This window comes from Methyloversatilis sp. XJ19-13 (assembly GCF_024580155.1).
GTDB lineage: Bacteria > Pseudomonadota > Gammaproteobacteria > Burkholderiales > Rhodocyclaceae > Methyloversatilis.
Map to the genome: position 1 here is coordinate 106,880 of NZ_JANINH010000006.1, position 25,727 is coordinate 132,606.

Annotated in this window: 13 protein-coding genes; 5 read left to right on the forward strand and 8 right to left on the reverse strand. The window is 66.8% G+C overall.

The genetic code is table 11. The features are described 5' to 3' along the window. Window positions 1-103 precede the first annotated feature (103 nt). From NMQ14_RS09945 to NMQ14_RS09965, 5 genes are all read left to right on the forward strand, one after another. A complete protein-coding gene (locus NMQ14_RS09945; protein ID WP_257095672.1) occupies window positions 104-1,231 on the forward strand; it encodes a TRAP transporter substrate-binding protein in 1,128 nt (375 codons plus the stop codon). Between the two features lie 97 nt (window positions 1,232-1,328). Beyond that, window positions 1,329-1,931 carry a TRAP transporter small permease subunit gene (locus NMQ14_RS09950; RefSeq protein ID WP_257095674.1) on the forward strand — a complete coding sequence of 201 codons (603 nt, stop codon included), beginning with the start codon at window positions 1,329-1,331 and terminating at the stop codon, window positions 1,929-1,931. Next, on the forward strand, window positions 1,928-3,934 hold the full coding sequence (locus tag NMQ14_RS09955) for a TRAP transporter large permease subunit (RefSeq protein ID WP_257095676.1): 2,007 nt from the start codon (window positions 1,928-1,930) through the stop codon (window positions 3,932-3,934). Before NMQ14_RS09950 ends, NMQ14_RS09955 begins: the two co-directional genes overlap by 4 nt. A gap of 74 nt (window positions 3,935-4,008) precedes the next feature. Next, complete coding sequence (locus NMQ14_RS09960; RefSeq protein ID WP_257095678.1) at window positions 4,009-5,304, forward strand: MFS transporter; 1,296 nt, start codon at window positions 4,009-4,011, stop codon at window positions 5,302-5,304. Further along, a complete protein-coding gene (locus tag NMQ14_RS09965) occupies window positions 5,301-6,263 on the forward strand; it encodes an AEC family transporter (protein ID WP_257095680.1) in 963 nt (320 codons plus the stop codon). The genes NMQ14_RS09960 and NMQ14_RS09965 overlap by 4 nt, the downstream gene beginning before the upstream one ends. Here the strand turns inward: NMQ14_RS09965 and NMQ14_RS09970 are convergent. The 8 genes from NMQ14_RS09970 to NMQ14_RS10005 form a co-directional block, all read right to left on the reverse strand. After that, the gene (locus tag NMQ14_RS09970) at window positions 6,225-7,595 is read right to left on the reverse strand and encodes a vanadium-dependent haloperoxidase (RefSeq protein ID WP_257095682.1); all 1,371 of its coding nucleotides are present in this window, start codon (window positions 7,593-7,595) and stop codon (window positions 6,225-6,227) included. The two genes, NMQ14_RS09965 and NMQ14_RS09970, sit on opposite strands and share 39 nt — an antisense overlap. Window positions 7,596-7,601: 6 nt before the next feature. Continuing rightward, window positions 7,602-8,192, reverse strand: coding sequence for an ankyrin repeat domain-containing protein (locus NMQ14_RS09975; RefSeq protein WP_257095684.1), 591 nt, complete (start codon window positions 8,190-8,192; stop codon window positions 7,602-7,604). Further along, window positions 8,182-8,694 (reverse strand): hypothetical protein, encoded by a 513-nt coding sequence (locus NMQ14_RS09980; RefSeq protein WP_257095685.1) that lies wholly within the window; start codon window positions 8,692-8,694, stop codon window positions 8,182-8,184. The genes NMQ14_RS09975 and NMQ14_RS09980 overlap by 11 nt, the downstream gene beginning before the upstream one ends. 8 nt (window positions 8,695-8,702) lie before the next feature. Beyond that, the gene (locus NMQ14_RS09985) at window positions 8,703-19,664 is read right to left on the reverse strand and encodes a carboxypeptidase-like regulatory domain-containing protein (protein WP_257095687.1); all 10,962 of its coding nucleotides are present in this window, start codon (window positions 19,662-19,664) and stop codon (window positions 8,703-8,705) included. Next, the gene (locus tag NMQ14_RS09990; protein ID WP_257095689.1) at window positions 19,661-19,837 is read right to left on the reverse strand and encodes a hypothetical protein; all 177 of its coding nucleotides are present in this window, start codon (window positions 19,835-19,837) and stop codon (window positions 19,661-19,663) included. Before NMQ14_RS09990 ends, NMQ14_RS09985 begins: the two co-directional genes overlap by 4 nt. Before the next feature lie 253 nt (window positions 19,838-20,090). Further along, entirely contained in the window at window positions 20,091-20,681 is a 591-nt protein-coding gene (locus NMQ14_RS09995; RefSeq protein WP_257095691.1) for a hypothetical protein, read from the reverse strand. A gap of 9 nt (window positions 20,682-20,690) precedes the next feature. Beyond that, entirely contained in the window at window positions 20,691-21,263 is a 573-nt protein-coding gene (locus tag NMQ14_RS10000; protein WP_257095693.1) for a DUF3592 domain-containing protein, read from the reverse strand. Between the two features lie 17 nt (window positions 21,264-21,280). After that, window positions 21,281-25,684: an Ig-like domain-containing protein gene (locus NMQ14_RS10005; RefSeq protein ID WP_257095694.1), complete on the reverse strand. Its 4,404-nt coding sequence runs from the start codon at window positions 25,682-25,684 to the stop codon at window positions 21,281-21,283. Between the last annotated feature and the right edge of the window lie 43 nt (window positions 25,685-25,727).

The following is a 25,727-nucleotide window of genomic DNA, read 5'->3' on the forward strand; positions in this document are numbered from 1 at the left end:
GGCGGGGTTAGCATCACCGGGCGCCGTATCTGTACGGCACACGGCGATCATTGCACCGCACAGCATGATGCGGTCACAACAACGACGATGAGGAGAGCACGACATGTCCGAACAGAACAAACCCCAGGCAGCCCGCAGAAACTTTCTGGCCAGAGCCGCCGGCACCGCAGCCGGTACGGCGGCAGTAGCCTTCCCGGGCATTTCGGTCGCCCAGTCGCCGATCACGTTGCGTTTCCAGTCCACCTGGCCGGCGAAAGACATCTTTCACGAATTCGCCCAGGACTACGCCAAGCTGGTCAATGAAATGTCGGGTGGCCGCCTGAAGATCGACGTGCTGCCGGCCGGTTCGGTGGTGAAGGCCTTCGACCTGCTGGATGCGGTCAACAAGGGCACGCTTGATGGCGGCCACGGCGTGATCGCCTACTGGTACGGCAAGAATTCCGCGCTTGCGCTGTGGGGCTCCGGCCCGGCCTTCGGCATGGACGCCAACATGTTGCTGGCGTGGCACGAATTCGGTGGCGGCAAGGCGCTGCTGGAAGAAATCTACAAGAGCCTCAACATGGACGTCGTGTCCTACATGTACGGCCCGATGCCGACCCAGCCGCTCGGCTGGTTCAAGAAGCCGGTGTCGAAGGCGGAAGACATGAAGGGCCTGAAGTTCCGTACCGTCGGCCTGTCGATCGACGTGTTCACCGATATGGGCGTGTCGGTCAATGCATTGCCTGGCGGCGAAATCGTGCCGGCGATGGACCGCGGCCTGCTCGATGCGGCCGAGTTCAACAACGCGTCCAGCGACCAGGTGCTCGGCTTCCCCGATGTGGCGAAGGTGTGCATGCTGCAGAGCTTCCACCAGGCGTCGGAACAGTTCGAAATCCTGTTCAACAAGAAGCGCCTGGAGGCGCTGGCGCCCGACCTGCGCGCCATCATCGCGTCGGCCGTTCCGGCTGCTTCGGCCGAAATGTCCTGGAAGGCAATCGACCGCTATTCCACCGCCTACATGGAAATGCGCGACAAGCAGGGCGTGAAGTTCTACAAGACACCGGACCCGATCCTGAAGGCGCAGCTGGCAGCGTGGGACAAGGTGACCGAGAAGAAGGCGTCGGAAAATCCGCTGTTCGCCAAGGTGCTCGAATCGCAGCGCTCGTTTGCGAAGCGCGCCGCGGCCTGGCAGAACGACACCACCGTCAATTTCCGCATGGCGTACGACCACTTCTTCTCGAAGAAGGGCTGAGCCCCGGCGATCGCCAACAGACCGGCGCCACCGAACGGGGCGCCGGTTTTTTCATTTCGGGCATCGATGCGCGTGCCTGCCGGATCAGGAAACCGCCATGCAAGAACTGCTGCTGCGCATAGATCGATTCAACACCCTGGTCGGACACGCCTTTGCGTGGACCGTGGTGCTGCTGACGCTGATCATCACCTGGGAAGTGTTTTCCCGCTACGTGCTGAATTCGCCGCACGCCTGGGTGTTCGACGCCACCTACATGCTGTACGGCACACTGTTCATGATGGCCGGCGCCTACACGCTGGCGGCGAGCGGTCACGTGCGCGGCGACGTGCTGTACGGCTTCTTCCGGCCGCGCACCCAGGCCACGCTGGACCTCATCCTGTACTTCGTGTTCTTCATTCCGGGCGTGCTGGCGCTGTGCTGGGCCGGCTGGGACTTCGCGTCCGAATCCTGGGTGATCAACGAACATTCTTCGGTGTCGGCCGACGGCCCGCCGATCTACCCGTTCAAGGCCATCATTCCGCTGGCCGGTGCCTCGCTGATGCTGCAGGGCGTGGTCGAAATCCTGCGCTGCATCATCTGCATCCGCCAGGGTGAATGGCCGTCGCGCGTGCGCGACGTGGAGGAGGTCGACGTCGAAAAGCTGCGCCACATGGTGCATGCCGACCTGCCTGAAGAGGCGCCGGCCGGGAGCGCGAAATGAGGAAGGAACTGCGCTTCGGCTTCGGCCTGATGGCGATCATCATCGCCGCCACGGCCATCCTGATGCCCGCGCCGTCGGAATGGACGAGCGGTCACCTGGGCTTGCTGATGCTGGCGCTGGTCGTGGTGGCCATCATGCTGGGCTTTCCGACCGCGTTCACGCTGATGGGCATGGGCGTGATCTTCGCCTGGCTGGCCTACCGCTCGCAGAACCCGGACATCGCGACCCAGCAGACGCTGGACCTGATGGTGCAGCGCGCGTTTTCGGTCATGACCAACGACGTGCTGATATCGATTCCGCTGTTCGTGTTCATGGGCTATCTGGTCGAGCGCGCCAACCTGATCGAAAAACTGTTCAAGAGCCTTCATCTGGCGATGTCGCGCCTGCCCGGTTCGCTGGCCATCGCCACGCTTGTGACCTGCGCCATCTTCGCGACCGCCACCGGCATCGTCGGTGCGGTGGTCACGCTGATGGGCCTGCTGGCGCTGCCGGCCATGCTGCGCGCCGGCTACGACGTGCGCCTGTCGGCCGGCGTCATCACGGCCGGTGGCTGCCTGGGCATCCTGATTCCGCCGTCGGTCATGCTGATCGTCTACGGCGCGACCGCCGGCGTGTCAGTGGTCAAGCTGTATGCCGGCGCCTTCTTCCCCGGCCTGATGCTGGCTGGTCTGTACATGGTGTACGTGATCATCATGGCAAAGCTGCGCCCCGACTGGGCGCCGCCGCTGCCCGAGGCCGAACGCCACGTTCCGCTGCCGGCACTTGCGTCGCAGGTGGCGCGCCAGTACGGCTCGCGTGCCCTGCCCTCGCTGCTGGCTGCGTTGAAAGGCCCGCGCAACGCCGATGTGCCGATGGGCAATCTGCTCGGCCAGCTCGGGCTCGCGCTGCTGCCGCTGATCGCGGTGACGGTATCGCTGTTCGCCATCCACGGCTCGATGACGGCGGTGAAGGTGATCGACGAAGTGCCGGCCGGGCTCGAATCGTTCGAAAGCAGCTATTCGTCGTCATCACTGGCCGAACCGGACAGCGACGGCGGGCTGGCAGAGCCGCCGGCCGAAGGCGGACTGGGCGAACCACCGCTGGAATCGGGACTGTCCGAGCCGCCCGAGGCGGGCGTATCCGAGCCACCGCAGGAAGCAGGTCTCGCGGAACCGCCCGGAGCGGCGCCCATGGCCGCAGAAGCGCCTGTTCCCTCACTGGCCGAACCGGGTGCCGAAACGCCCGCCGCGAATGACGCCGTTGCCGCACCGACCGCCCCATCGAGCTTCTGGATTGCCTGCGCCATCTGCGCCGTGCTGCTGATTGCGTTCTACGCCATCCTCAGTTTCGAGCGGCTGGAAATCTTCAAGATGCTGCTGTCGTCCTTCTTTCCGCTGGCCGTACTCATCCTGGCGGTGCTCGGCTCCATCGTGTTCGGACTGGCGACACCGACCGAGGCGGCGGCGATCGGCGCCTTCGGCGGCGCGCTGCTGGCGGCGGCCTACGGCCAGCTGAATTTCGGGGTCGTCAAGGAGTCGGTGTTCCTGACCGCCAAGACCTCGGCCATGGTGTGCTGGCTGTTCGTCGGCAGCGCCATCTTCTCGGCCGCGTTTGCGCTGCTGGGCGGACAGGAACTGGTGGAGAACTTCGTGCTGTCGATGGATCTGACACCGATCCAGTTCATGATCCTCGCGCAGTGCATCATCTTCATCCTCGGCTGGCCGCTCGAATGGACCGAAATCATCGTCATCTTCATGCCGATCTTCGTGCCGCTGCTGGCGCACTTCAACATTGATCCGCTGTTCTTCGGCCTGCTGGTGGCGATCAACCTCCAGACCGCCTTCCTGTCGCCACCGGTGGCGATGTCGGCCTTCTATTTGAAGGGCGTGGCGCCGTCGCACGTGACACTGAACCAGATCTTCGCCGGCATGCTGCCCTTCATGGGCATCCAGGTGATCATGCTCATCCTGCTCTACATGTTCCCCGGCATCGGCCTGTGGCTGCCGAACTATCTGTACAACTGACGTAACCGTCACAGCACGCTGCGGAGGTGCCGATGCACCTCCGCATTCCTGCTACGCCACGTAAAATCCGACCGATGCCTCCTGCAGAACCGAATCGCCTGCTGGTCCGCCTGCGCTGGACCGCCTTCCTGCTGCTCGCCTGCTCCTATGTGCTGGTGTTTTTCCATCGCACCGCGCCTGCCGCCATCGCGGGCGAGCTGACGCGCGACTTCGCGGTGGGCCCGGCTTCGCTGGGCATCCTGGCCGCCAGCTACTTCTGGATCTACACGGTGATGCAGATCCCGACCGGCGTGCTGATGGATACGCTCGGGCCGCGTCGCATCGTGGCTTTCGGGGGTGTCATCGCCGGCATCGGGGCGATCATCTTCGCTCAGGCGGATTCGCTGTTCGTCGCCGTGATCGGCCGCGCACTCGTCGGGTTGGGCGTGTCCTTTCCGTTTCTCGCACTGCTCAAGATCAACGCCGCCTGGTTTCCGGAAAGCCGCTTCGCCACGATGAGCGGGCTGACCCAGTTCATCGGCAATCTCGGGGCGGCCGTCGCGGCGACGCCGCTGGCCTGGCTGGTCGGTGTGGTGTCGTGGCGCTCAGTATTTGTGGCGCTGGGCCTGCTGTCGATGCTGCTGGCCGTGCTGACCTGGCTGTACGTGCGTGACCGGCCGGAAGACGCCGGCCTGCCGTCGCTGCGCGAGCTGTCGGGCAAGCCGGCGCATGCGCCGCTGGCCGACGACTGGAAGGCCGGACTGCGGCGCGTCGCCGGCAACCGCTCGACCTGGCCCGGGCTGTTCGTCAACCTGGGTATCGCCGGCAGCTTCTTTTCGTTCGCCGGCCTGTGGTGCGTACCCTGGCTGATGAAGGTTCAGGGCATGGATCGCGCGCTCGCGGCGCAGCACGCCACCCTGATGCTGGTCGCCTTTGCCGTCGGCGCACTGTTCATCGGGCGGCTGTCCGACCGGTTGCGCCGCCGCAAGAGCGTCATGCTGGCAGTCGGCACCGTGTACCTGCTGTGCTGGCAGCCACTCACCCAGGGCATGCCGCTGACACCGCTGGCCAGCCATGCACTGTTCGCGCTGCTCGGCATGTCGGCCGCCGCCTTCACACTGAGCTGGGCCAGCGCAAAGGAGGTGAATCCGCCGGCGCTGTCGGGCATGGCGACCAGCGTGGTCAACGTCGGCTGCTTTCTCGGTGCCGCCATCCAGCAGCCGCTGGTCGGCTGGGTGATCGAGCGCGAGATCGGCGGCCCGGGTGAGCCGACCGCTGGCGCCATGGCGTCCGGCATGTCGGTGTTCGTCGTCGCTGCGCTGATCGGTCTGGCCGGTGCGGCCCTGGTGACCGAAACGCGCGGCCGCAATCTGACCGAGGTGCAGGCGTGACGCTGGGCAGCAATCTGCTTGGGCTGATGGTGCAGGTGATGCTGCCGCTGTCGCTGCTGGTCGCGGCCGGTGGCTGGTGGGCGGCACGCATGGGCGAGGATCACGATGCCGGCGTGCTGCGCGCGCAGCTGAACCGGCTGGTCCTCTATCTGTTCTATCCGGCCATCCTGTTCGCGGTCGCCGCCAGCACGCCGATCAGCTTCGAGTTGCTGACGGTGCCGCTGCTGGTCGGCATCGGTACGCTGGCCAATGGCGCGCTGCTTTATGTATTGCTGTGGAAGACGCGACTGGGCGCCGGATTGCACGACACGACGCGCGCCTCGCTGATGCTCGGCGGCATGTTCGGCAACACCTTCAACGTCGGCGCCCCGGTGCTGGAGTTCTTCTTCGGCGACGGCGCCATGCGCTACGCCATCTTCAACGACATGTTCATGACCATGCCGGTCGTGTGGACGCTGGGCGTCTGGATCGCCACCCGGCTCGGCTCGCACGCCGACGGCGAGCGTCCGGACGTGCTGCGCACCGTTCTGATGATGCCGCCGATGTGGGCTTTCGCGCTCGGCCTGGGCGCGCAGTACAGCGGACTGGCCTACCCGCCGCTGATCGAGGCGGCGCGCTTCATCGGTCAGGCGGCGATCCCGGTCATCATGTTCGTGCTCGGCATGACCATTCCGTGGCGCCGGCTGGTGCCGCGCACCGAAGTGCTGGTCGTCGCGTCGGTCAAGCTGCTGGTCGCACCGTTGCTGATCTGGGCCATCGTGCTGCTGTGGTCCGACGTGCCAACCGAAGCGCAGCGCGCCTCACTGGTCGAATGCGCCACCCCGACCTTCATGACCTCGCTGCTGCTGGCCGAGCGCTTCAGGATCGATGCCGCCGCCTCGGCACTGCTGATCGGCTGGAGTACGCTGCTGTTTTGGCTGTCACTGCCGCTGCTGATGGCGCTCGGTCTGTTCGGCTGATCCGGCCCGCTTGAGCACGCCGTCCGCAACGCGCCGACCGAGCACCAGACCGTCCTCGTTGTCATGGCGGAAATGGATGCCGCCGTACAGGCGCGACATCGCCGCCTCTTCCGCCTGCGCAGTGAAGCGCTCCGCACGCTCCGGCATGTAGTGCGCGAGCACCCGGGCAGCCGCACCGCTGGTCGCGGCATGCCCCGACACGTAACCGGGAAAGGGCGGCGTCAGGATGGCGGGCGTGAAGTCCGTGCCCAGCAACTGTTTCGCCGCCGTGACCGGCCGGACCGTCCAGTAGCGATACTTCACCTCCCACGACACGATGAACACATCGGCCATCGCCATGTTCAGGTCGGCAAACAGGTCGAGTGTCCGCCGGGTGTCGGCCAGCGGTCGCTCGGCCAGCGCGTCGAGCGCGATCTGGTTCCAGTGACCGGGCGGCGTGACCGAGCCGTGACCGTCCACCCAGAATTTGGCGATTGCGAGCTGTTCCGGCGTCAACGTGCGCTGCACGTCGATCACCTCCTGCAGCGCCTTCAGATAGGCCGGCGAGCCGTACTGCGGCGGTACCGGTCTGGTCGCGTCGTAGTCCACTGCGACCCAGGTGCGCCAGAACGGCGCGAACGGTTCGGAGGGCGGAAAGTAGAAATACTGTGGCGTCGGCTCCCAGCTGCCCGGTCCGTAGTAGCGTCCCTCGCCGTACCACTGAAGGCGCACGCCGTTCCAGCCGTGCTGCGCGCCATCGGAATCGCCGTAGGCGGCGATCTGCCGCCCCACTTCGTAGCCAAGCGACAGCGCACGTCCGGTCGCCTCGTCCGGGCGCTCGCGCGAATGCCCCCTGTGCTGCGCGGCCAGCTCGAAGGCGATGCGGTCGAAGGAGCGCTCCTCGACATTGAACAGATAACCCAGCACGTGCGCCGCCGCCATGGACTGCGCCAGCGCGGCGTCCTGGTCGCAGTGCTGCGCCGCAAGCGCCGCGTCGCGCATCGCCACATGCATCAGTGCGAGGCCACGCGCTGCGCGCGTCGGCGACACCTTGTGCTTGACGTGCATGGCCAGCTGCAGCCGTGTCCATGCCAGTCCGGGCGGCTCGCTCTGCCAGGCCTTCACCATGGCCCTTGCCTCGGTGCGCGCCTTTTCCCAGTCGTGGAACACCGACACCGGGAGCAGGCTGCGAGCCTCGTGCGCACGAACAAGATTTGCGCACTCGCCGCGCGCGATCAGGGTGTCGTCCAGTCCAGCCGCGCGGACGGCGTAGCTGGCAGCCAGCGCCAGCAACAGTGCGGCCGGTAGCCGGATCCGGTCGAGCCAGCGCATGCAAGGGGAACGGTCAGGCATCGGCGGCTAGCGGGAAGTGGCGGGCAACAAGGCCTCGCGATGAAGAATGCGGGCCAGTGCCGGGGCGTCGCGCCCGTAGCTGTCCTGTTGCGCCGGGTCGGCACCGTGGGCAAGCAGCAGACGGATGGCGGCCGCCTGCGCGCCGAGCACCGCCTGATGCAGGGCGGGGCAGACCGGAGAACCGGCCGACACCGAGGCGCCGGCATCGATCAGTTTGCGCATGACTTCGAGGTGACCACGCCAGCCGGCAGCGGCCAGTGCGCTGCAGCCATTGTCGTCGACCGCATCGACGCCGGCCCCGGCGGCGAGGAGCTGCTCGACGATGCGCAGATGTCCCTGCGCCGCCGCATTGTGCAAGGCGCGAAGCTGGCGGCCCGGCAGGGGTTCGTCCGCTGGCACGCCGGCCCGCAACAACTGCGTGACCACGTGAGCGTCGCCGATGCCCGCGTACTGCACCAGCGCGGCGGCGTTCGCCGGAACCCGTGCCGCGTCGAGCGCGCGCAGCGCGGCCGTCTTTCCGTCTGCCGCCACGGCAGCCGAAACCAGCATGGCCGCGCAGCACACCGCTCGCGCTGCCGCGACCCTGCTACTGGCCATCGTCAATGCTGACCGCGCCCGTGCTGCCCACCCAGGCCCTGACCTGGCGCGCCACTTCGTCCGGACTGCGCCCCAGGCCGGCACGGCGGCTGGCGATGCGTCCGTCCGGATGCAGGGCGATACGCGCCGGCACGCCGGTCAGTCCCAGTTCGCCCAGCAGGGTCGGGCTCTGCGACCGAAGCCAGCGGAGGTCGCCCAGCCGCTCGTAAGCCTGACGCAGCGTGTCGAACTGCGCTTGCGACCCCAGAATGAGCACCACCACATTGCCGCCGAAGCGTTCGTTCTTCGAACCGAGCGCATCGAGAAAGCGTCTCGCGCTGGGCAGGCCACCGTCGACGACGGCGAGCAGCCATTGTTCGCCCGACTGCAGATCGCCGCTGCCGACCGGCTGGGCGTCCACGTCGATTGCCTCGAAGGGCGGCAGGCGCAGATCGGCGGCAGGCGCAGCCGGCGCGCCGAGCAGGGCCGAGACGAGAAAGAGAGGGAACAGGAACTGTTTCATGGCCTTCTTCACGGAACGATGAAGTTGCGTATGACGCTGCGTTCGCTGCCGATGCCGCGGAACATGTCGGGATCGGTGCCACCGCTCAGCGAGATCGCCTGGGCGCGAGCGGCTTCGGCATCACCCGCCGTGCGCTGCACCGCGAAATGCATCAGGCCCGCGGTCGAACCGGCCGGTATGCTGAGCGTCCAGGTGGTGGACAGATTGTCGCCACTGATGACCGAAGTCGGCAGCAGCGTTGCTGTCGTACCGGCGAACACGTGGGCGAGCGCCGGATCGCTGCCCGGTGTGCCGTCGGTGGTCACCGCGTAACGCTGCGCCGTGTCGGCCGGATTGACGACGACAAACGTCGCTCCGTCCGAACCGAGGTTGGTGGACAGTGTCACGTTGATCGTGGCGTCGCTTGCTCCGCGGTTGGTCAGCAGTTCGATGTAGCGGGCATAGCCCCCGGCAGCCGGCACGTAGAGACGCCGTACCACGTCGAACTGCCCGACCCGCGCCGCGCCGACGACGAGTTCGCGTCCGCCGGTGCGCAGGCTCGCCACCGATACGCAGGGGAAGCTGCTGCCGGCCACGCTCAAGCCATAAGCCGTGTCATAGGCATCGCCCCGTCCGCCGTAGCCACCATCTACGAGCACGCCGGTGCAACCGAAATCGTAGCGCGAGGTGTCCGGCGAATCGAAGGTGAAGCCCAGATTGACCATCTGGCTGACGACCAGATCGAGTACCGCCGCGCCGGTCGTCAGCCGCTCCAGCGTGGCCTGACCGGTGTAGCCGCCGCCGCTCGTCTGCAGGCGTATGGTGCCCAGCGGCAGCGAACCGAACAGGAAGCGCCCTTCGCTGTCGGCCAGTGCGGAAGCCTGGAACTCGCCGAAGGGGCCGACCGCCGGTCCGATGGCGCTCACCGACACGTCGGGCAGTGGTTCGCCCGATTCCAGCAGCACCTGGCCACTCAGCGAGAACACCTCCGGCTCGTCCAGCACGACGTCGATCACCTCGCCCTCGGCGCTCAGTCGCGCCACCGCCGTCGCCACCAGACCGGTGACCGGGTTGCGGGCGAACAGGGTGAGCTCGCCGGTTGCTATGCGCACCGCCGTGAAGCGGCCGTCGCTGTCGGCTGTTTCGTAGCGATCGAAGGGCAGACCGGTCGAGCGTACATAGACCTCTGCGCCGACGACCGGCATGCCGTTGCGATCGCGCACCTGGCCCCGCACCGTACCGCTGGCCGGCAGGACCAGATCCTGCGTCTGCACCACCGTCGCGTCCGGGAAGACGCCGCTCGCCTCGCCGCGCAGACCGTAAGCATCTTCGAAACCGATGCGCCAGTCGCCTGCGGGCACACCGATCAGGCGATAGTTGCCGTTCTCGTCGGACTGCGTGCTGATGTTGAGGTAGGGCCCTTCGAAACCGCCTTCCAGCGATTCGATGAACACCTCCGGTGCCGGCACGCCGTCGGCATAGCGCGTCACCCCCTTGAATACCGAAGCCAGCAGGGTGGCGGACACCGAGTTCTGGTCGGCGATCTCGAACGAAACGATACCGTACTGCGTGCTGACCGAGTACGCGCCATCCGGCAGGCCGGTGAATACGACCCCTGTCTCGCACTCGGCGTCCGCGTAGTCCTGCGACACGGGCAGCGTGATCGCCTGCGTCGCGGCCAGTTCCAGTTCGCCGCCGCCGAAGCCGCCGCCGTTGAGCGAGAACGTGCAGGTGTTGTCGATCGGCAAGCCGTCGGCGGCCCGCACATTCACTGTCGCACTGGCTGAGGGCAGTTCCAGCACCAGGTCCTGTACCAGCACCTGCATGTCCGCCGTGAGCTGGACAGTCTGTGTCGTGCTGAACAGCGTACCGCGCAGCCAGTAGTCGACACGCAGTCTGATCAGGCGTCCGACCGGCAGATTGTCGAGATAGAAGTTGCCGGACGAATCGGTGACCGCGTTGATGCCCGTTTCCCAGCCGTACAGATCGTCATAGATGTAGTAGGCCGTGATCCAGTTGTCGGGCAGCGGCGCACCGGAAGACGATCGCAGCACACCGCTCACCGCGCCGCGTCCGGGCAGCGTCAGATCCACGGTGTTCGCCTCGTCGGCCGACAGCGTGAGCGTGCGTTGCGACGCGACCGAGTTGTAGGGATCCCGGACCGAGAACACCAGAGCTTCGCCCGACGGCAGCACGACGCCGCTGTAACGACCGTCGAATCCGGTCGAGAAGCCGGTCAGGTACGTGCGGTCGGACGCCCGGAGCACTTCCACCCAGTGCGACGCCTCGTACGGCAGGCCGTTGGCACTGAAGACACGACCGGACACCTGGGCGCCCTGCAACAACAGTGACACGGGCAGCGTTTCGCCATCCAGCGGCTGCACCTGCCGCGTTGCGGCGATCAGGCTGCTGTTCGGGTGCTGCGCGCGCACCGACACGTTGTCGCCGTAGGTCGTGAGCGAGAACACCTGACTTGGCGATGCGCCGCCCTGGAATACGACCGGACCTTCCGAACGCGAGCCCAGGGCATCGCTGACCGTGAGATAGAGCGATGCGGGCACCGGCAGCGACTCGGCAATGGCCACCTGCACGTCGAGTCGGGCCTGGGCCTGCAGGCGCAGTGCGTGACTGAGTATGCCGCCCGCTTCCGCCAGCGTGCCACGCTCGCTCAGCAGCACCTTGGTCGCGTCGGCGCTGAGTACCTTCACCTCGTAGTCCGCCAGCGGCACGGCCGGGAAGCTGAACTGGCCGATGCTGTCGGTCAGGGTGCGCACACGCATGGCCAGACCGTCGGAAGTCTGCAGTTCGACCGGCTGGCCGACCGCCGGCGTCACGCCGTCGGAGCGCACGACGGTACCGCGCACGACACCGCCGCCGACATAGGCGCCCACCGTCACCGGCTCGCCATTGACCCTCACCTGCAGCCGGTAGCCGCCGAGATAGCTGGCATTCGAACGCCAGTTCGCCACCACGACCGGATAGTTGCCTTCGGCCTGCGCCGGCACCGCCAGCAGATTGTTGAACTCGTTGTACTGCGCATAGCCGTTGCGCTCGTCGTAGCCATAGCCCTGTGCAAGCAGGGACTTGTCCGGCGCGTAGGTCTGGGCGCTGACGATGTAGGCGGCCGGATTCGTCCCGACCGGCTGACCGTTGATATTGACCGAAATCACATCGCCCGGGCGCGCCGGCACCGAGAAGAGCTGCCGCTCGCCGGCAAAGCCGATCAAGCCGAGGCGGTCCTGGGCGGACGAGGTCGCTATCGTGCGTTCCAGCGTCTGGCCGTCCTCGACCGCCGACAGCACACCGCGCAGTTCGGCCGTCCGTCCCTGGGCGTTCCGCACGCTGACAGTGTAGGCACCGTCGCGCAGCGTGGCGATGAGCAGTTGGCCTGCGCCGTTGGTCACGCCGTAGTAGCAGTCGTTGCAACCGGTCATCGTGACGCGCACCGTCACGCCCTGCAGCGGCGCGTTGCCGGCGTCGGCATCGACCACCGTGACGCGCAGCGCCGCCAGGGCCGGCAGCGTGGCCGCCAGGTTCTGCGTTTCGTTGTTCGCTGCGACGCTGCCCTCGACGACACGGACGGTGGAGGAATCCGACGGATGCCGCACGCTCAGCGAATAGCTGCCGACCGGCGCCGGCACGGTGAGACGTCCCAGACCGTCGGTGCGCCCGACATAGCGGTTGCTGATATTGCTGCCCGGTGCGGTCAGATAGACATTGCTGCTGGCCGCCGCGACACCGCGCGCATAGTTCGCCTGCAACACGAGCGCGCCGACGCCGTTCAGGGTGACGTTCTGCGTGGTCACCTGATTGGCAACGACCGACACTTCGACTTCCGTCACCCCGCCGGTACGACTGTCGGTCACCGACAGTCGGTAACGACCGACCGGCAGCGCGCTGAGGTTGTATCGGCCGAGCGAATCGGTGGTGGTCGAGCGCGAGATCGAGCGCGATACGTCGATCGAGGCGACGCGGACCGACGTGCTCACGCTCGCCTCTCCGTTGGCGGTGACGACCGCACCGGTGAGCGAACCGGCCGCTTCCACCTCGATGTCGGTCACCGTCACCTCGCCTTCGGTCACCTGCACGCCGCTGCGGCTGCCGATCAGGGCCGTGCCCTGGTTGTGCGGCACGTTGACGTTGAGTGCGAACGTGCCTGCCGGCATGCCGGGCAGCAGATAGCTGCCGTCGCCAGCGATCGAGACCGACACCGATCCGCGACCGGTGGGCACCGTCGTACGCACCGTGCCGCCGCTGACGCTGTAGTCGGACGGACCGACGACAGTACCGGTCAGCAGACCGCTCGGGAACACGATATCCAGCGTCGTGCTGCCGGTCTGCGCGTCCGGCAACGCGCTGACCGGCGATGCACCGATGCCGGTCAGCGGATGGCCGGTGCCGTAGCCCCAGGAGCAGGACCTCTCGACCGGACGCACCTCGATCTCGACCCCGACCGGCAAGGGCAGCGATCCGAAGTCCTGGATGCGACCGGGCAGCGACCAGGCGCCTGCAGCATCGGCGCGCAGCGTGGACACGCCTGCGACATCGAATTCGCAGTCCGAACTGTTATAGATCACCGGAAGCCAGCTTCGACCGAACAAGGGGTGACGGCTGCGCAGTTGCACCGTGCCCTGGGCCACCGCATTGCGGCGATCGCCTTCGAGCACCCGCCCGCTGACCGTGCCAAGCAGCGAAGGCAGAGGATCCAGCGTGCTCACGCCATCGGCCGGCAGCGTGAAGTTGGCGATGGACGCGCGCTCTGCATCGGTGAAGGACTGCAGCGCTTCCGGCGGCAGCGCGCTCAGACGCTCGGCAGCGGCACGCGCGCCGGCCCGGCCGATCTGCGGCACCGCGAAGTGCATGAGCGTGACCCGACCGCCCGCCGGCACCGTGATGCGGCTCCAGCCGGCCTCCAGCCGGTTCGGCCCGGAAGAGATGTGGCTGAAGCGATCCGGCGTGCCGCGGCTGCGATCGCCGAAGACGAAGGCGGTGGCGGGCTCCGAGGTGGAAATGAAGGGGTCCGCATCGCTGCCGTCATCGACCGTGGCCCAGATGTCGGTGCCGGCGTCGATGACCGAGTCGCCGCCGGAACTGTCGACCACGCGCATATTGCTGTCAATGAAGCCGCTGCGCAGGCTGACGTCGACCGTCAGCGCTTCGGCACCGGGGTTCTCGAAACTGTCCAGATAGCGGGCGAAGTAGCCGCCGCGCGGTACGAACACCTTGCGGCTGACATTCAGCCCGGACAGCGGTGCGACCTGGGTGATGGCGTACTGGCGCTTGCCGGCTTCGAGGAAGGCCGAACCGTCGCCGACAAAACGCTCGCCATTGACGAACAGCACTGCGCCGCCCGGCACGCTCGCATTGCTGCCGGAGAACATGCTGTAGGAGCCGCGCCAGCCGTCGCCGATCTGGCCGCCATCCTCGATGTCGTACTTGAAGTTGTTGGCGTCCCACAGGGTCGAGGGAAGCGGGATGCGGTTGTCCGCCAGCACCAGCGAAAGATTCCTGTCCTGGCCATCGCTGTCGAGCAGGAGGTCGGCATCGGCATAGCGGGCGCTCGCCGCGTCCTCGGCCGACACCGAATAGCTGGCCAGCGGCACGCCGTCGAAGCGGAAGTCGCCAAGACTGTTGGTGGTCGCCGACCGCGACGACGCGACGCCGTCCGTGCGACGCAGCACGACACGCACACCGGCCGCCCGCGTGCTGCCATCCGGTCGCAGCACGGTGCCGCTGACCGACCCGGCCGCCGGCAGGACGACGGTAACCGTTTCGCTGGCACCATCGCCCGGCAGGGTCACCACGGTGGTCTGAATCAGCGCCGTGTTGTCCGGATGACGCGCTTCGACGTTCAGCGCTTCGCCCGCCGGTAGCGCGAACTGCACCTGACCGCTGCCATTGGTGCGCCCGCTGGTCAGGGTGGAACTGCCGCGACGCACATAGACGAGGGCATCGGGTGCCGCGACACCGCGCGCGAAATTCACCTGAGCGTTCAGCGTGCCTATGCCGGTCAGCGTGAGATCGCTGACCGCCTGGGTATCGGCCACCACGCTGACCGAAGCCGATGCCGTCAGGCCGGAACTGCTGGTCGCGCGCAGCGCGTGGCTGCCCAGACGCACGTCCGTGAAGCGATAGACGCCGCCGGTATCGGTCGTGGTCGAGCGATAGGGCAGGTAGCAGCATATGTAATCGGGGTCGAGCTGTACCGTCACCCCGACCGCAGGGTCGCCGTTGGCGGCGCGCACCGTGCCGGTCACCTCGCCGGTAGGCTCCATCGCGATGTCGGCGATCGTCACCTCCGCCGCCGGTATCGCGGCCGGGCCGGTGGCGCTGCCGGTCACCGGCTGACCCTGCGGGTGACTCAGCGTGGCCTGCGCCAGATAGGAGCCTGGAATCAGGCCGGTGAACAGATAGCTGCCGTCGCTTCGTATGCTGGCCGACAAGGTCGTGCTCGAACCCGAAGGATAGCGGTAGGGAATGCTCACCGAGCCGTTGCTGACAAGTTCGCCGCCGGCACGACGTACCGTACCCTTGAGCAGTCCGGTATTGACGAAGGCGACGTCGGCAACGCGCACCGGTTCGGCCGGCGCGAAGGCGGTCGCCACGGTCGGACTCACTTCCCGGGTCGACGGATGGCTGGCGCTCAGGCGGAACCTGTCCTGCGCGATAGCACGCACCGAAGAGCTGCCGAAATTCGCCGAGCTCAGCGCATAGCTGCCGTCGCTGGCCGACGTGGTGGTGTAGGTGCGCGTGTAGAACGCCGACTCGCTGCGGAAGGTCAAGGTTGCGCCGGATACCGGCGTACTGCTGTCACCGGCATACACGACGCCGCGCAGGGTGCTGCCCTCGACCGCCGGCAGGGTGTCCAGCGTGGACAGTCCGTCGGCAGGCAAGCGGAAGTTGCGGATGATGGCGCGCTCTTCCGCGCCCAGACCGTCGAGCGCTTCCGGCGGCAGTTGCGCAAGGCGCTGCGCCGATTCGCGCGCCGGGATGCGTCCGGTCTGCTGCACGGTGAAGTGCATGAAGGCGGCGCTGGCGCCCGGCTGCAAGGTGACGGTCTGCCACTCGACGGACAGGCGGGCAACGGTGCCGAGCGCCGTCGTTCCGCCAGCGCCTGCGGCAAGTTCGCCGCCTTCTCCATCGAACACCCAGGCGACGGACGGATTGCCGGTATCGAGGAAGGGGTCGGTATCGAGATTGTCGTCGGCCACCACCCAGCGGTCAGCCCCGGCACCGGAACCGACCGTGAATACCGGGTCGTTGCTCGAACTGTCGACCACGCGCGCGCCGCCACTGCCCTGCGCGATATGGGTGCTCACCCGCAGCGACACGGTGACCGGCGCCGCCGTGCGGTTCTCCAGCACTTCGAGATAGCGGGCGAAGTAGCCCTGCTTCGGCACATAGACGCGACGGCTCACGTTCAGACCGGAAGCGGTGTGCAGTTCATCGACTTCCAGCAACTGGCCGTCCTGGGTCAGCCGGCCGACCGAGCCGTCGCCATTCAGGAAGGGCACGCCGACACCGCCGACCACGATGTCGAGCAGCGCGGCGCGACGGGCGGAGCCACCGTCGCCGTTGAACACCGAGTTGTCGCCGCGGGCGATGCTGCCATCGCCCTGAAGGTCGAACAGGAAGCCGTTCGCGTCATAACGACTGATCGGCAGATTGACGGCGCTGTCGACCAGATTCAGATCGATCGTCACGGCATCCTGGTCGAAGCGCACCGAGCCGCTGTCCTGCGCCTGCAGGCGACCGTCGCCACTGCGCGCACGCAGCGTGAAGGTACCGGCCGGCACGTCGGTGAAGCGGTAACTGCCGTCGGCCTGCGAATAGGCGTCCCAGCTTCCGCCATAGGTCGGGTCCGGATTGGACAGGGTCACCCGGATGTTGCCGAGCGCCGCCGAGCCCTGCGCATTCAGGGTGCGGCCGCTGACGGTGCCGACACCCAGCAGCGCCAGGTCGCGCACCACGAGTTCGCCGTCCTCGGCGATGCGCAGATCGGCACGCGCCCGCACCCGGCCATTGACGCGCGCGGTGACACGGTAGTCGACGCCGGTCTCGAGCTGCTCGAAGACATAGCGGCCATCAATGCCCGTGGTATAGGCGCGGTTCTCGCTGGAGCCGCTGACGCGCGTCAGGCGGACTTCGACACCGGATTGCGGGTCGGCGGCCAGACCCTTGGTCACCGTGCCGCTGACCGATCCGACCTCCTTGCGGCTCATCTGCACCACCACTTCGGCATCCCGTCCGCTGCTCAGCGTGCCCTGCGCGCTGCCGCTGAGACGCTCGATGCCACTGCCGCGCGAGGCGAGGACCTCGAAGTCGCCATTGAACACACGGCTGAAGCTGACCCGGCCTTCGCCATCGCTGACCGCGGTCTGGCTGCCGCCGAATGCGCTGCTGCTGTTCAGCGTGACCGAAGCACCGGCCACGGCGGCGCCGTCCGCATCCTGCGCACGCACATTCACCGTGCCCAGGCCGACCATGCGGATGCGCACGGTACGCACTTCGTTCAGCGCCGATACGCGCGATACCGCCTGACCCTTGTCACCGTCGCTGGCCTGGGTGGCCACCAGCGTGAAATCGCCGAGCGGCACCGCCGGAATGTCGAAAGCGCCGTTGCCATCCGCACTGACCGAAATCGCGGTGCGCCCGTTGATCTGCAATTCGACCAGGGCACCGGCCACCGGCGTCACGTTGTCGGCGCGTACCACATTGCCGTTGATGCGTCCGGTGGCCGCCAGCGTGACGTTGGCATTCACGTTCTCGGCGTCGCCGGATATGCGCGCGGTCGCGAAACCGGCGAGTTCGGTCGACGGATTCCGGGCATAGACCGTGTAGTCGCCGACGAACTGCGGGCTGGCGACATAGCGTCCGTTCGCGTCGGTCTGCACCGTGGTGCCGCCGCCGAACAGACCCGAGCCGGTGATCTGCACCGGAACGCCGGGCTGCGGTACGCCGGAGGGATCGCGCACCACACCCTCGATGCTGCCCTGACCGAGGAACACCACATTGGTGGTGACAGGCGAGCCTGCCACCACGGTCGTCAGCACGATGCTGGTACGACCCCGGTTGCCACTCGCGTCGCTGGCCTCGATGGTGTAGCTGCCGGCGGCTGCGATGGGCAGGCCGAACTGGCCCTGGGCATCGGTGCTGGTGGTCCGGGCGCCCGGATTCAGCGTGACGGTGATGCCTGCACCGACCGGCGTACGACCGTCGCGACCGAACACGGTGCCGACGATGCCGCTGGAGGCAAGCTGCATATTGATCGTGACGACGGCGCCATCGGAAGGCACATTGCCGCCGGCATTGGCGGTCTCGCCCTGGCTGCCCACAGCGGTGATCGAGAAGGCGCCGACCGGCACACCGTCGATCGCATAGTTGCCGTTCGCATCGCTGCGCGCGACATAGCTCAGGCGGCTGCCGACCAGGGACTGTACCGTCACCTGGGCATCGGCCACGGCCTGGCCTCCCGTGCGCGTGATGCTGCCCCTGACCATGCCCGTCGGACCGAACACGAGATCGGCACTGACCACCTGACCGCCCTGGTTCAGCACGATGCCGGTCAGACGGCCGCGCAGGCGGCCGTCCAGCATGGCATCCAGAGAGTACGGGCCATCGGACAGCGGCAGAGAATCGAAGCGGAACGCGCCGCCCTCCGCCGTCACCGTCTGGGTCACGATGCCGCGGGCAGCCGACACCAGGCGCACCTGTACACCTGCCTGCGGCGTTGTTGCGTCGGATGCGAGCACCACACCCGCAATGCTGGCCACCGGCTGCAGACGCAGCGTGAGCGGCAAGGCACCGCCGGCCGCGACCTGACCATTGGCGGTGCCGATCAGGCCGGAGGACGGATCTGCAGTGGACGCGCTCAGGAAGCCGGTCGGCACGCGCTCGAACACGACCACGCCGGACGCGTTGCTGCGCACGGTGCGGATGTCGCGCGTGGCGCCCAGACTGGTCAGCGTGACCGGTGCATTGCCCACCGCGCTGCCGCTGCCATCGAGCACGGTAACGGTGACCGTGCCCTGACCATTCATGCGCACGTCGATGCGCGCGTCCTCGCCCTGGCTCTGCAGCGTGCCATAGGCCTGACCGTGATCACCGGTCTGCGGGTCCACCACCGACACGGTGAAGCTGCCGGCGCTTACATCGGGAATCAGGTAATCGCCATTGCTGTCGGTGCGCACCGTGGCCAGCGTTTCGCGCGGCTGATTGCGGGTGACCGACACTTCGGCGCCGGACACCGGAGACAGGCCATTGGCCTGAAGCACGCGGCCGGCCAGACGCCCGCGCGGACCGAGCTGCAGCAGGGTGCTGCCCTGCACGCCATCGTTCTGGCCGGCCATCACGACACGCGCCGCCGAACCGGTAGCGAACTGCGCGGTCACCAGCACGCGCCCGCCGTCGTCGACGGTGGCGATCAGCGGATTGCTGGACGTGAACAACGTGCCGCGTGTCTTGCCGGTCAGGTCGACCTGGCGACCATCGCGCAACACGCCCAGCGCGGACAACTGGGTGGATTCACCGCCATTGAGCCGTGGCTGGCCCGCAGTGATGCCCAATGCCACCGGCACCGGTGTAGCCGGACGCCACACGATCTCACCGGTATAGACCGCAGTCGAGCCGAATGCCGGATACGCCAGCTCGGTTTCGCCCACCGTGCCATCCGAGCAGGTGACGCGCACACGGAAGGGCGGCGCGGGAATCTGCGGCGCGTTCGGCCCGATGGCCGCGGCGGCGCCAGGCAGGTTGTACAGCGTGAACGAGTAATCGGACTGCAACGGCGCATTGCGATTGAGCGCCGATACGGTGCAGGAAGCCTCGGCCGAGGGCGCCGCCACCGCTGCTTCGATCAGGCTCGCCGCGAGCAGGACCACGGCCAGTGCAAGCACGCCCAGTCGTCTTGCGAGACCCGCCAGCAGTCCGGTCCCGATGAAGCGGGACGCAAGGTGCACGCGAGCGGGCATCGGAATCGGCGCAGTCGTCATCGTGCTTCACCCACCATGGCATCCGGCGCGACCGGCAGATCGGCATCGGTCTGCCTGAACGGGTACAGGGCGGCCACGGTCTGCATGCCGAACACCGCGGTTCCGCCGCCCGCGCAAACGGACCGGTTGCAGGCGGGCAGGCCGCCCGGGCGCATCCATGTGCTTGTCTTCATCGCTGCATATTCCGATCACTGAAACGCGCTCCGGCTCCGAGCACCACCGAAGCCGCCAACATCATCAAGGGGAGAGCGGAACGCGCTCCCCGTTCGATGCAATCTCCATCCAGGCGCAGTGCGCCCGCTTCCAGCCTTGGCTGGATGAATACGACACCCTCCCGGTCCGACACGGACCGCCCCATGACATCGGGGTCGATGGAATGAACGCCATCACGGCCATCCTTCGCCCGCATCGAGTGCTGCACCGCACTCAACGGCCCGTTCCCGGCTTGTCCACGATCTGGACACGCCCGCCGGCACGCCAGTTGGTCAGGATCGGATCCTCGGCAAGTTCCTGTGTAACGCGCCAACCCGTACCCGTTCGCACCAGCGCCAGTGTGTCCGCCGTCGCCGGGCCACTTCCGTTCGCCGGCTCGGTGCGATACTCGACAAGAACGTAGTCGCCATACGCAATCCGGCTGATCAGCTTGATTCGCCGCTCCGGATAGAAAGCGGCCCACTCACGCTTCCATTCATCCGGGCTTTTTCGTGCCTGCTGATCCCGCGACTTCATCAGTGCGACCGATGCGGCAGTCCAGGTGTCGTTGTTCCAGTCGAAGTCCCCGCTTTGCATGGACGAGAAATACGCCGCCAGCGTGTCTTCCGGTTTGTCATATCGCGCCGCATCACGCGTGACGCGTGCCAGACCGAAGGGAGGCGAGTACTTCTGCACGGCGTAGACGCGAACGTGTTCAACGATGAGCGTCCTGTATTCCCCGGCATCCAGCGACGGACCTTCTGCACTGACGGCGATGGCGCTGTACAGGACGATGGGAATGAGGGCGGCAAATGATATTTTCATGTCAGATGATCATTTCGATGTGCAGGGTGATCGCGTGCGGAAGCCTCTCCATGCCAGCCCCAGCGAGAGCAGGCCACCCAGAGCGGTCAGCAGTGCGACAGGAAGCGAGTCTTCCGGCGAGACGCGCTTGTCGATCACGGCCAGCGCCGGCTGTTCAGGGTCCACCCAGAGTGATATCCGGCCGCCGGTTGTCCAGGCCGCAATGACCTCGCTCATTGCCAGCGCTTCCGGGCTGCCCGGCGTGAAACGGTTGCCATGAGCGAGCGAGTAACGTGAGGTCTGATAGCCCCGACCGGCAAATTCGTAGCGGGCCGAAAACTCAAGTTCAAGCTGCTCGACCATGATTCCCGGGCCCGAGGGCAGGCCCGTTTCGGCGCGTCTGACGATCCGCGCGGAAAAATGCTCGATCTGCCCCGACACCGCGCGCATTCTGTCCGACGTTGCGTGGCGGATGAATTCATGCCAGCCGGACCATGCCGTCGAAATGACCAGCAGAAGTCCCAGCAGAAGCATGGGCCAGCGCAGACCTCTGCCGAGCTGATCGAGAAGACGAGAGGCTTGTGCATGCAGATCGGATGACATGAATGGGCTGTGCCGGGTCATTCGAACGGCAGGGTATCCATGCCATCACCGCCCAGAGGCAGGGAGGCCTGGACGATGGTGAGCTTGCGCGACGGCTCCAGCAGCGCGCCTTCTTCAGCCCTGTAGGTCCACTTCAGTTCGGATTTGAAGAAGAGATAGGCCGATCCGGTCCGCTTGAGCCGGATGGCCGCCTCACTCAGATCGATCAAGGTCCATTTCCAGCCGCCGCTGATGCCAGCTTCACCGACGACGAAGGTGACGCTCTTGATGTCGCCTACCCCGGGAAATTTCATTTCCGCATCGATTGCGCTGAACGAGAGCGTTGCGGCACCCGCGATCTCCCCGTCCAGAGGGGGCTGGTCGCAGGTGAAGTAGGACGCCTTTCCGCCGATCGACAACGCGCCCTTCAGCTTGGAGTAAAGGCCGGCATCCAGAAGATCGGTCAGACCCGGCAACGCGCTCTGTGCCAGCCGCAGGAAGAATCCCTGGGGAGCCCAGTTGATCTTGCCCTCGACCTCGACATCACCGAAACCGGACGCTGTGACCTTCTTGCCCACACCATTCGCCGATTTGCTGCAACAGCGTCGTTCGACCAACGCATTGAAACCGCCCTTGAACTTGATGGATGCTTCGACCGGAAGCTTCAATCGCTTCAGCGTCTGCTCCCATCCCTTTCCGGCGTACTCGATCGAAGCAGCCGAATTGAGCGGAGGCGGCACCAGAATGAGCTGCCCATCCTTGTCGGGATCCGGTTTGCAGGTCGGACATTCACCTGACTCATCAAGCTTCTCGCAGTCCTTGCACTTCGGCGGACCGTTCTTGCCGCACTTGTCCGGGTCATACACGCACAGGCCGCCCCAACCGGCCTTGCTGATGCCACCGCCCGCGTCGGTCACCAGCAGCGCGCCGTCCTCGCTCACCGTCGCACGCCCCATCGGGACGAACTGTCCGAGATCGTGGTCCCACTGCACGACCGGCAGATTGTCGCCGGGCGGATAGGCGCGATTGTTGGGCAGGGTCACCTCGATCGGGGGATCGAAGCGTGTGCCGGCCGGCTGCACTGTCCACGCCGGCAGGCCGAAGGCCGCGCCGCCGGCTGGCGGCGCCATCGGCAGCTTGTCGGCGGTGACCGGGCTCACGACCAGGGTGCCGGTGCGGCTGCCATCGGGGAAGGTGACGCTGTTGGCCTTCACCTTCATCTGGAAGCCTTCGATGCCCGGTATGGTCAGGATGACGTCCTCGTTGCCGCCGACGACCTTCGCCTGCGACGACAGCAAGGGCGGCAGATAGACCGGATGCGGCAGCGCGTTCTCCTGGCCGCGCACCGCGAAGGCCTCGAAATGGAGGCTGGGCCAGACCTGGCCGAGATGCGAACTGGTGCGGCCATCGACGAACAGGTCGACGCGCCCCGGCGGCAGGTTGTCGAGCAAGAAGGCGCCGCTTTCGTCGGTGGTGGACACCACGCTGGTGCGGCCCACCGATATGCGCACGCCGGGCAGCGGCTCGCCCTTGTCGGTGTATACAAATCCACGGAAGCGGGTCGTGCCGTCACGCGCTTCGCGTACCTGGATGACGTACTGGGCATTGCCGGCCAGCTGTGCCGGGTCATTGACGTCGCCATCGGCATTGTTCAGCGCACGCGCGCTGACACGAACCGTGCCCGGCGTCAGTCCGATCTGCGGCCGCGTCGCGGTAAGCCCGTTACGATCGGTCACCAGCACGCGTTTCTGCACCCGGTTCCCATTGTCATCGACGAAGAAGGCGTCGCCTTCCTCGATCGTGAACACGATGGGCACGCCGGGAAGATGGTTGTCACTGACATCCCGCACGACCAGGGACAGCAGTTCCAGCGGCACGCTGCCGGTCTCGGCGATCTGGTGGGTGCCGGTGTCGGCCAGTACCTTGGACACGGCTCCACGCCGGGTCGTGGCCGAGAAGTACACCTCGCCGGCGAACTGGTTGGCCAGCACGCCCGCCTGCGCGGACACCTGGGCGCGCACGACGTTGGATCCCGGTCCGGTCTGCTTGCCGGGTACCAGCCACACCTGCGCACGGCCGGCGCTGTCGGTGCGCACCACAACATTGCGCGCCGGACTCACGCCATCCGGCCGCTGCACCTGACCGCGCACCGAGGTGATGGAACCGGTATTGCGCATGACGTCGAAGCTGACCGGCAGATCGGCGACAGGCGCGCCATCGCGATCGAGCGCGACGATGGACAGTGGCTGCGGCAGCTCGACGCCGACATCGCCGGTCTGGCCGTTGCCCGACAGCGCGGACAGGCGGTGGCTACCGACCGCGATCCGGCTGACGCGCAGCGCGCGCACGCGCCGGTTGCCCAGGTGGTCGGTCGCCACCACGTCGAGCACGTTCTCGCCCACCTGCAGCGGCACCGTGCCGGCCAGGAAGTAGCGATCGGACACCTGCGCCTCGACGCCATTGACGGTCACCACCGGCTCCGGCGCCCCGGTCATGCCCTCCACCGCGTCATTGACGACGCCGCGCACATCGATGGCCGCCGCCGAGGTCACATGAAGATCCTGCGGTGTCTCGATGGTCAGTATCGGCGCCGTCTGATCCACGGAAACCGTGATGGTCGAGGTACCCACGCGTCCGGCGGCATCGGTGGCGACGACCGTAAGCACATTCATGCCTTCGCGCAGGAAGAAGCGCTCGAAGGTGAAACCGGTGCCCGCCGCATCGAGCACCGCGCCCTGCTGGTTCACGGTCACCGCGACCACCGGCTTGCTCACGCGCCCGGTGACAGTCACCGGGCGCTCGACAGTACCGGTCAGGTCGGTCGGGCTGCTGTCCTGCACCCGACCCAGTATGGATTTGTCGGTCGGACTGAGCACCGTGACACGCGGCGGACCGTCCAGCGTGACCGCGCGTCTTTCGCTCGTGACCGTGCCATCATCGAAGCGCGCGATGAATTCCAGGGTGTTGTCGCCGTCGAGCAGCTTGACTGCACCCGTGTAGCCGATTCGACCGGATTCGTCCGCCGTCTGGATGCTCATTGCCGAGCCATTCACGGTAAGGCTCCGGATCGCACTTTTGTTCGCGAATACCGTCGCCGCCACCGGCAATTCGACGGACGTCACGGTCTGCCCGCCGGCTGGCGACGTCACTTCGAGCACATGCAGATTCTCGGAGTCGACCTCGAATCCCCACGCCGCGCTGGCGACGATGCCAACCGTATCGGTCACCTCGACGTAGATCGTGTAGGGCCCCTCCGGCAGAGCCTGCGCGGGAACGTATGTCAGATCCGAACCGCTGATCTGGACCGCCGAACTGACATCGGCACCATTGAACATGAAGCGCAGGGAGCGCAGATCGAGCGACGCACCTCCGGTCACGAGACGGGCGCGAAGGGTCGGCCGCACCCCGGCCGGCAGCACCTCGTCGCGCGGAGACATGTCCGCAATCGACGGCGGAATACGCGTGGTGAAGGACCATCTCGATTCCGCCGCGTTGCCTGCACGATCGGCAAGCACAAGCTGCACGACATGCGTTGCGTCGGTGAGCGGCGCCGGGACGGAATAGGAGACGTCGGTCGGCGTGATCAGCGCAGACGCACTGACGTCGACGCCATCGAGCAACAAACGGACCTTCTCCGTATCGATACCGGATCCGAGGTCGAAATAGTTCGCTCTGATGGTCGGCTGCGCTCCCGGCGACAGAAAGCCGCTGGGGGGTTCCTGGGTGAGCACTTCAGGCGGCGTGCGCGTCACGAACGCCGTCTGCGCGCTCGCGCGGTTGCCGGCCGCGTCGGCCACGCGCACGACCAGTGTGTGCGGCCCCTCGCTCAGCGGCTGCGTCGGCCGGAAACTGAAGCCCGACGCCGAAGCCGCGACCTGGGCACCGATCGCTACGCCATCGAGTTCGACTTCCAGCGTTCGCACATCAACCCCGCTGCCGGAATCGGCGAACGAAGCAGCCAGCTCAGGCACCGCGTCCGCCGCCAGAATCGTGCCGGCGGACGGAAGCAGACCGGAAATGCGCGGCGCTTCGCTGTCGCCCGCGGGCGGTGTGCCAACGAAACGCCAGCTCAATGCGGTCAGCAGATCGATCGCGGTCGAACGGTTGGTGCGGAGAGTGATCGTGTCCTCGGACAGTCGCGACTCGCCCGCGGCAAGGTCGCCAACCGTCAGGGAACCCTCCAGCACCGTCACGTAACTGACCACCGAGGTGACTGTGCCGCCGACGGCACTCAGCGGACCGCCCGTGTTGATCAGCCTGGCGCGATAAACCGATTCCCACTCGAGCCGCGATATGCGCTTGGTCGACACCAGTTCGAAGGCGGTCACCGAAACGGCCGCGTCTTGCGCGGATGCAGGCATCGCCAGTACGAGCGAGCAGAGCAGCAGGGATACCAGGGCACGCAGCATGGCCATGACGGGTGACGTCACCTTGTTTGTCATCGATCGGAACTCGGGCGTGAAGGGTTCGCAGGGCGGGCGCGGC

What these genes read in the sequence shown, in the direction of transcription:
- NMQ14_RS09985 (WP_257095687.1), bottom strand. Translation starts at nt 19,664, where the DNA reads ATGACGACTGCGCCGATTCCGATGCCCGCTCGCGTGCACCTTGCGTCC.
- NMQ14_RS09960 (WP_257095678.1), top strand. Translation starts at nt 4,009, where the DNA reads ATGCCTCCTGCAGAACCGAATCGCCTGCTGGTCCGCCTGCGCTGGACC.
- NMQ14_RS09995 (WP_257095691.1), bottom strand. Translation starts at nt 20,681, where the DNA reads ATGAAAATATCATTTGCCGCCCTCATTCCCATCGTCCTGTACAGCGCC.
- NMQ14_RS09955 (WP_257095676.1), top strand. Translation starts at nt 1,928, where the DNA reads ATGAGGAAGGAACTGCGCTTCGGCTTCGGCCTGATGGCGATCATCATC.
- NMQ14_RS09950 (WP_257095674.1), top strand. Translation starts at nt 1,329, where the DNA reads ATGCAAGAACTGCTGCTGCGCATAGATCGATTCAACACCCTGGTCGGA.
- NMQ14_RS09980 (WP_257095685.1), bottom strand. Translation starts at nt 8,694, where the DNA reads ATGAAACAGTTCCTGTTCCCTCTCTTTCTCGTCTCGGCCCTGCTCGGC.
- NMQ14_RS10000 (WP_257095693.1), bottom strand. Translation starts at nt 21,263, where the DNA reads ATGTCATCCGATCTGCATGCACAAGCCTCTCGTCTTCTCGATCAGCTC.
- NMQ14_RS09990 (WP_257095689.1), bottom strand. Translation starts at nt 19,837, where the DNA reads ATGAAGACAAGCACATGGATGCGCCCGGGCGGCCTGCCCGCCTGCAAC.
- NMQ14_RS10005 (WP_257095694.1), bottom strand. Translation starts at nt 25,684, where the DNA reads ATGACAAACAAGGTGACGTCACCCGTCATGGCCATGCTGCGTGCCCTG.
- NMQ14_RS09975 (WP_257095684.1), bottom strand. Translation starts at nt 8,192, where the DNA reads ATGGCCAGTAGCAGGGTCGCGGCAGCGCGAGCGGTGTGCTGCGCGGCC.
- NMQ14_RS09970 (WP_257095682.1), bottom strand. Translation starts at nt 7,595, where the DNA reads ATGCCTGACCGTTCCCCTTGCATGCGCTGGCTCGACCGGATCCGGCTA.
- NMQ14_RS09945 (WP_257095672.1), top strand. Translation starts at nt 104, where the DNA reads ATGTCCGAACAGAACAAACCCCAGGCAGCCCGCAGAAACTTTCTGGCC.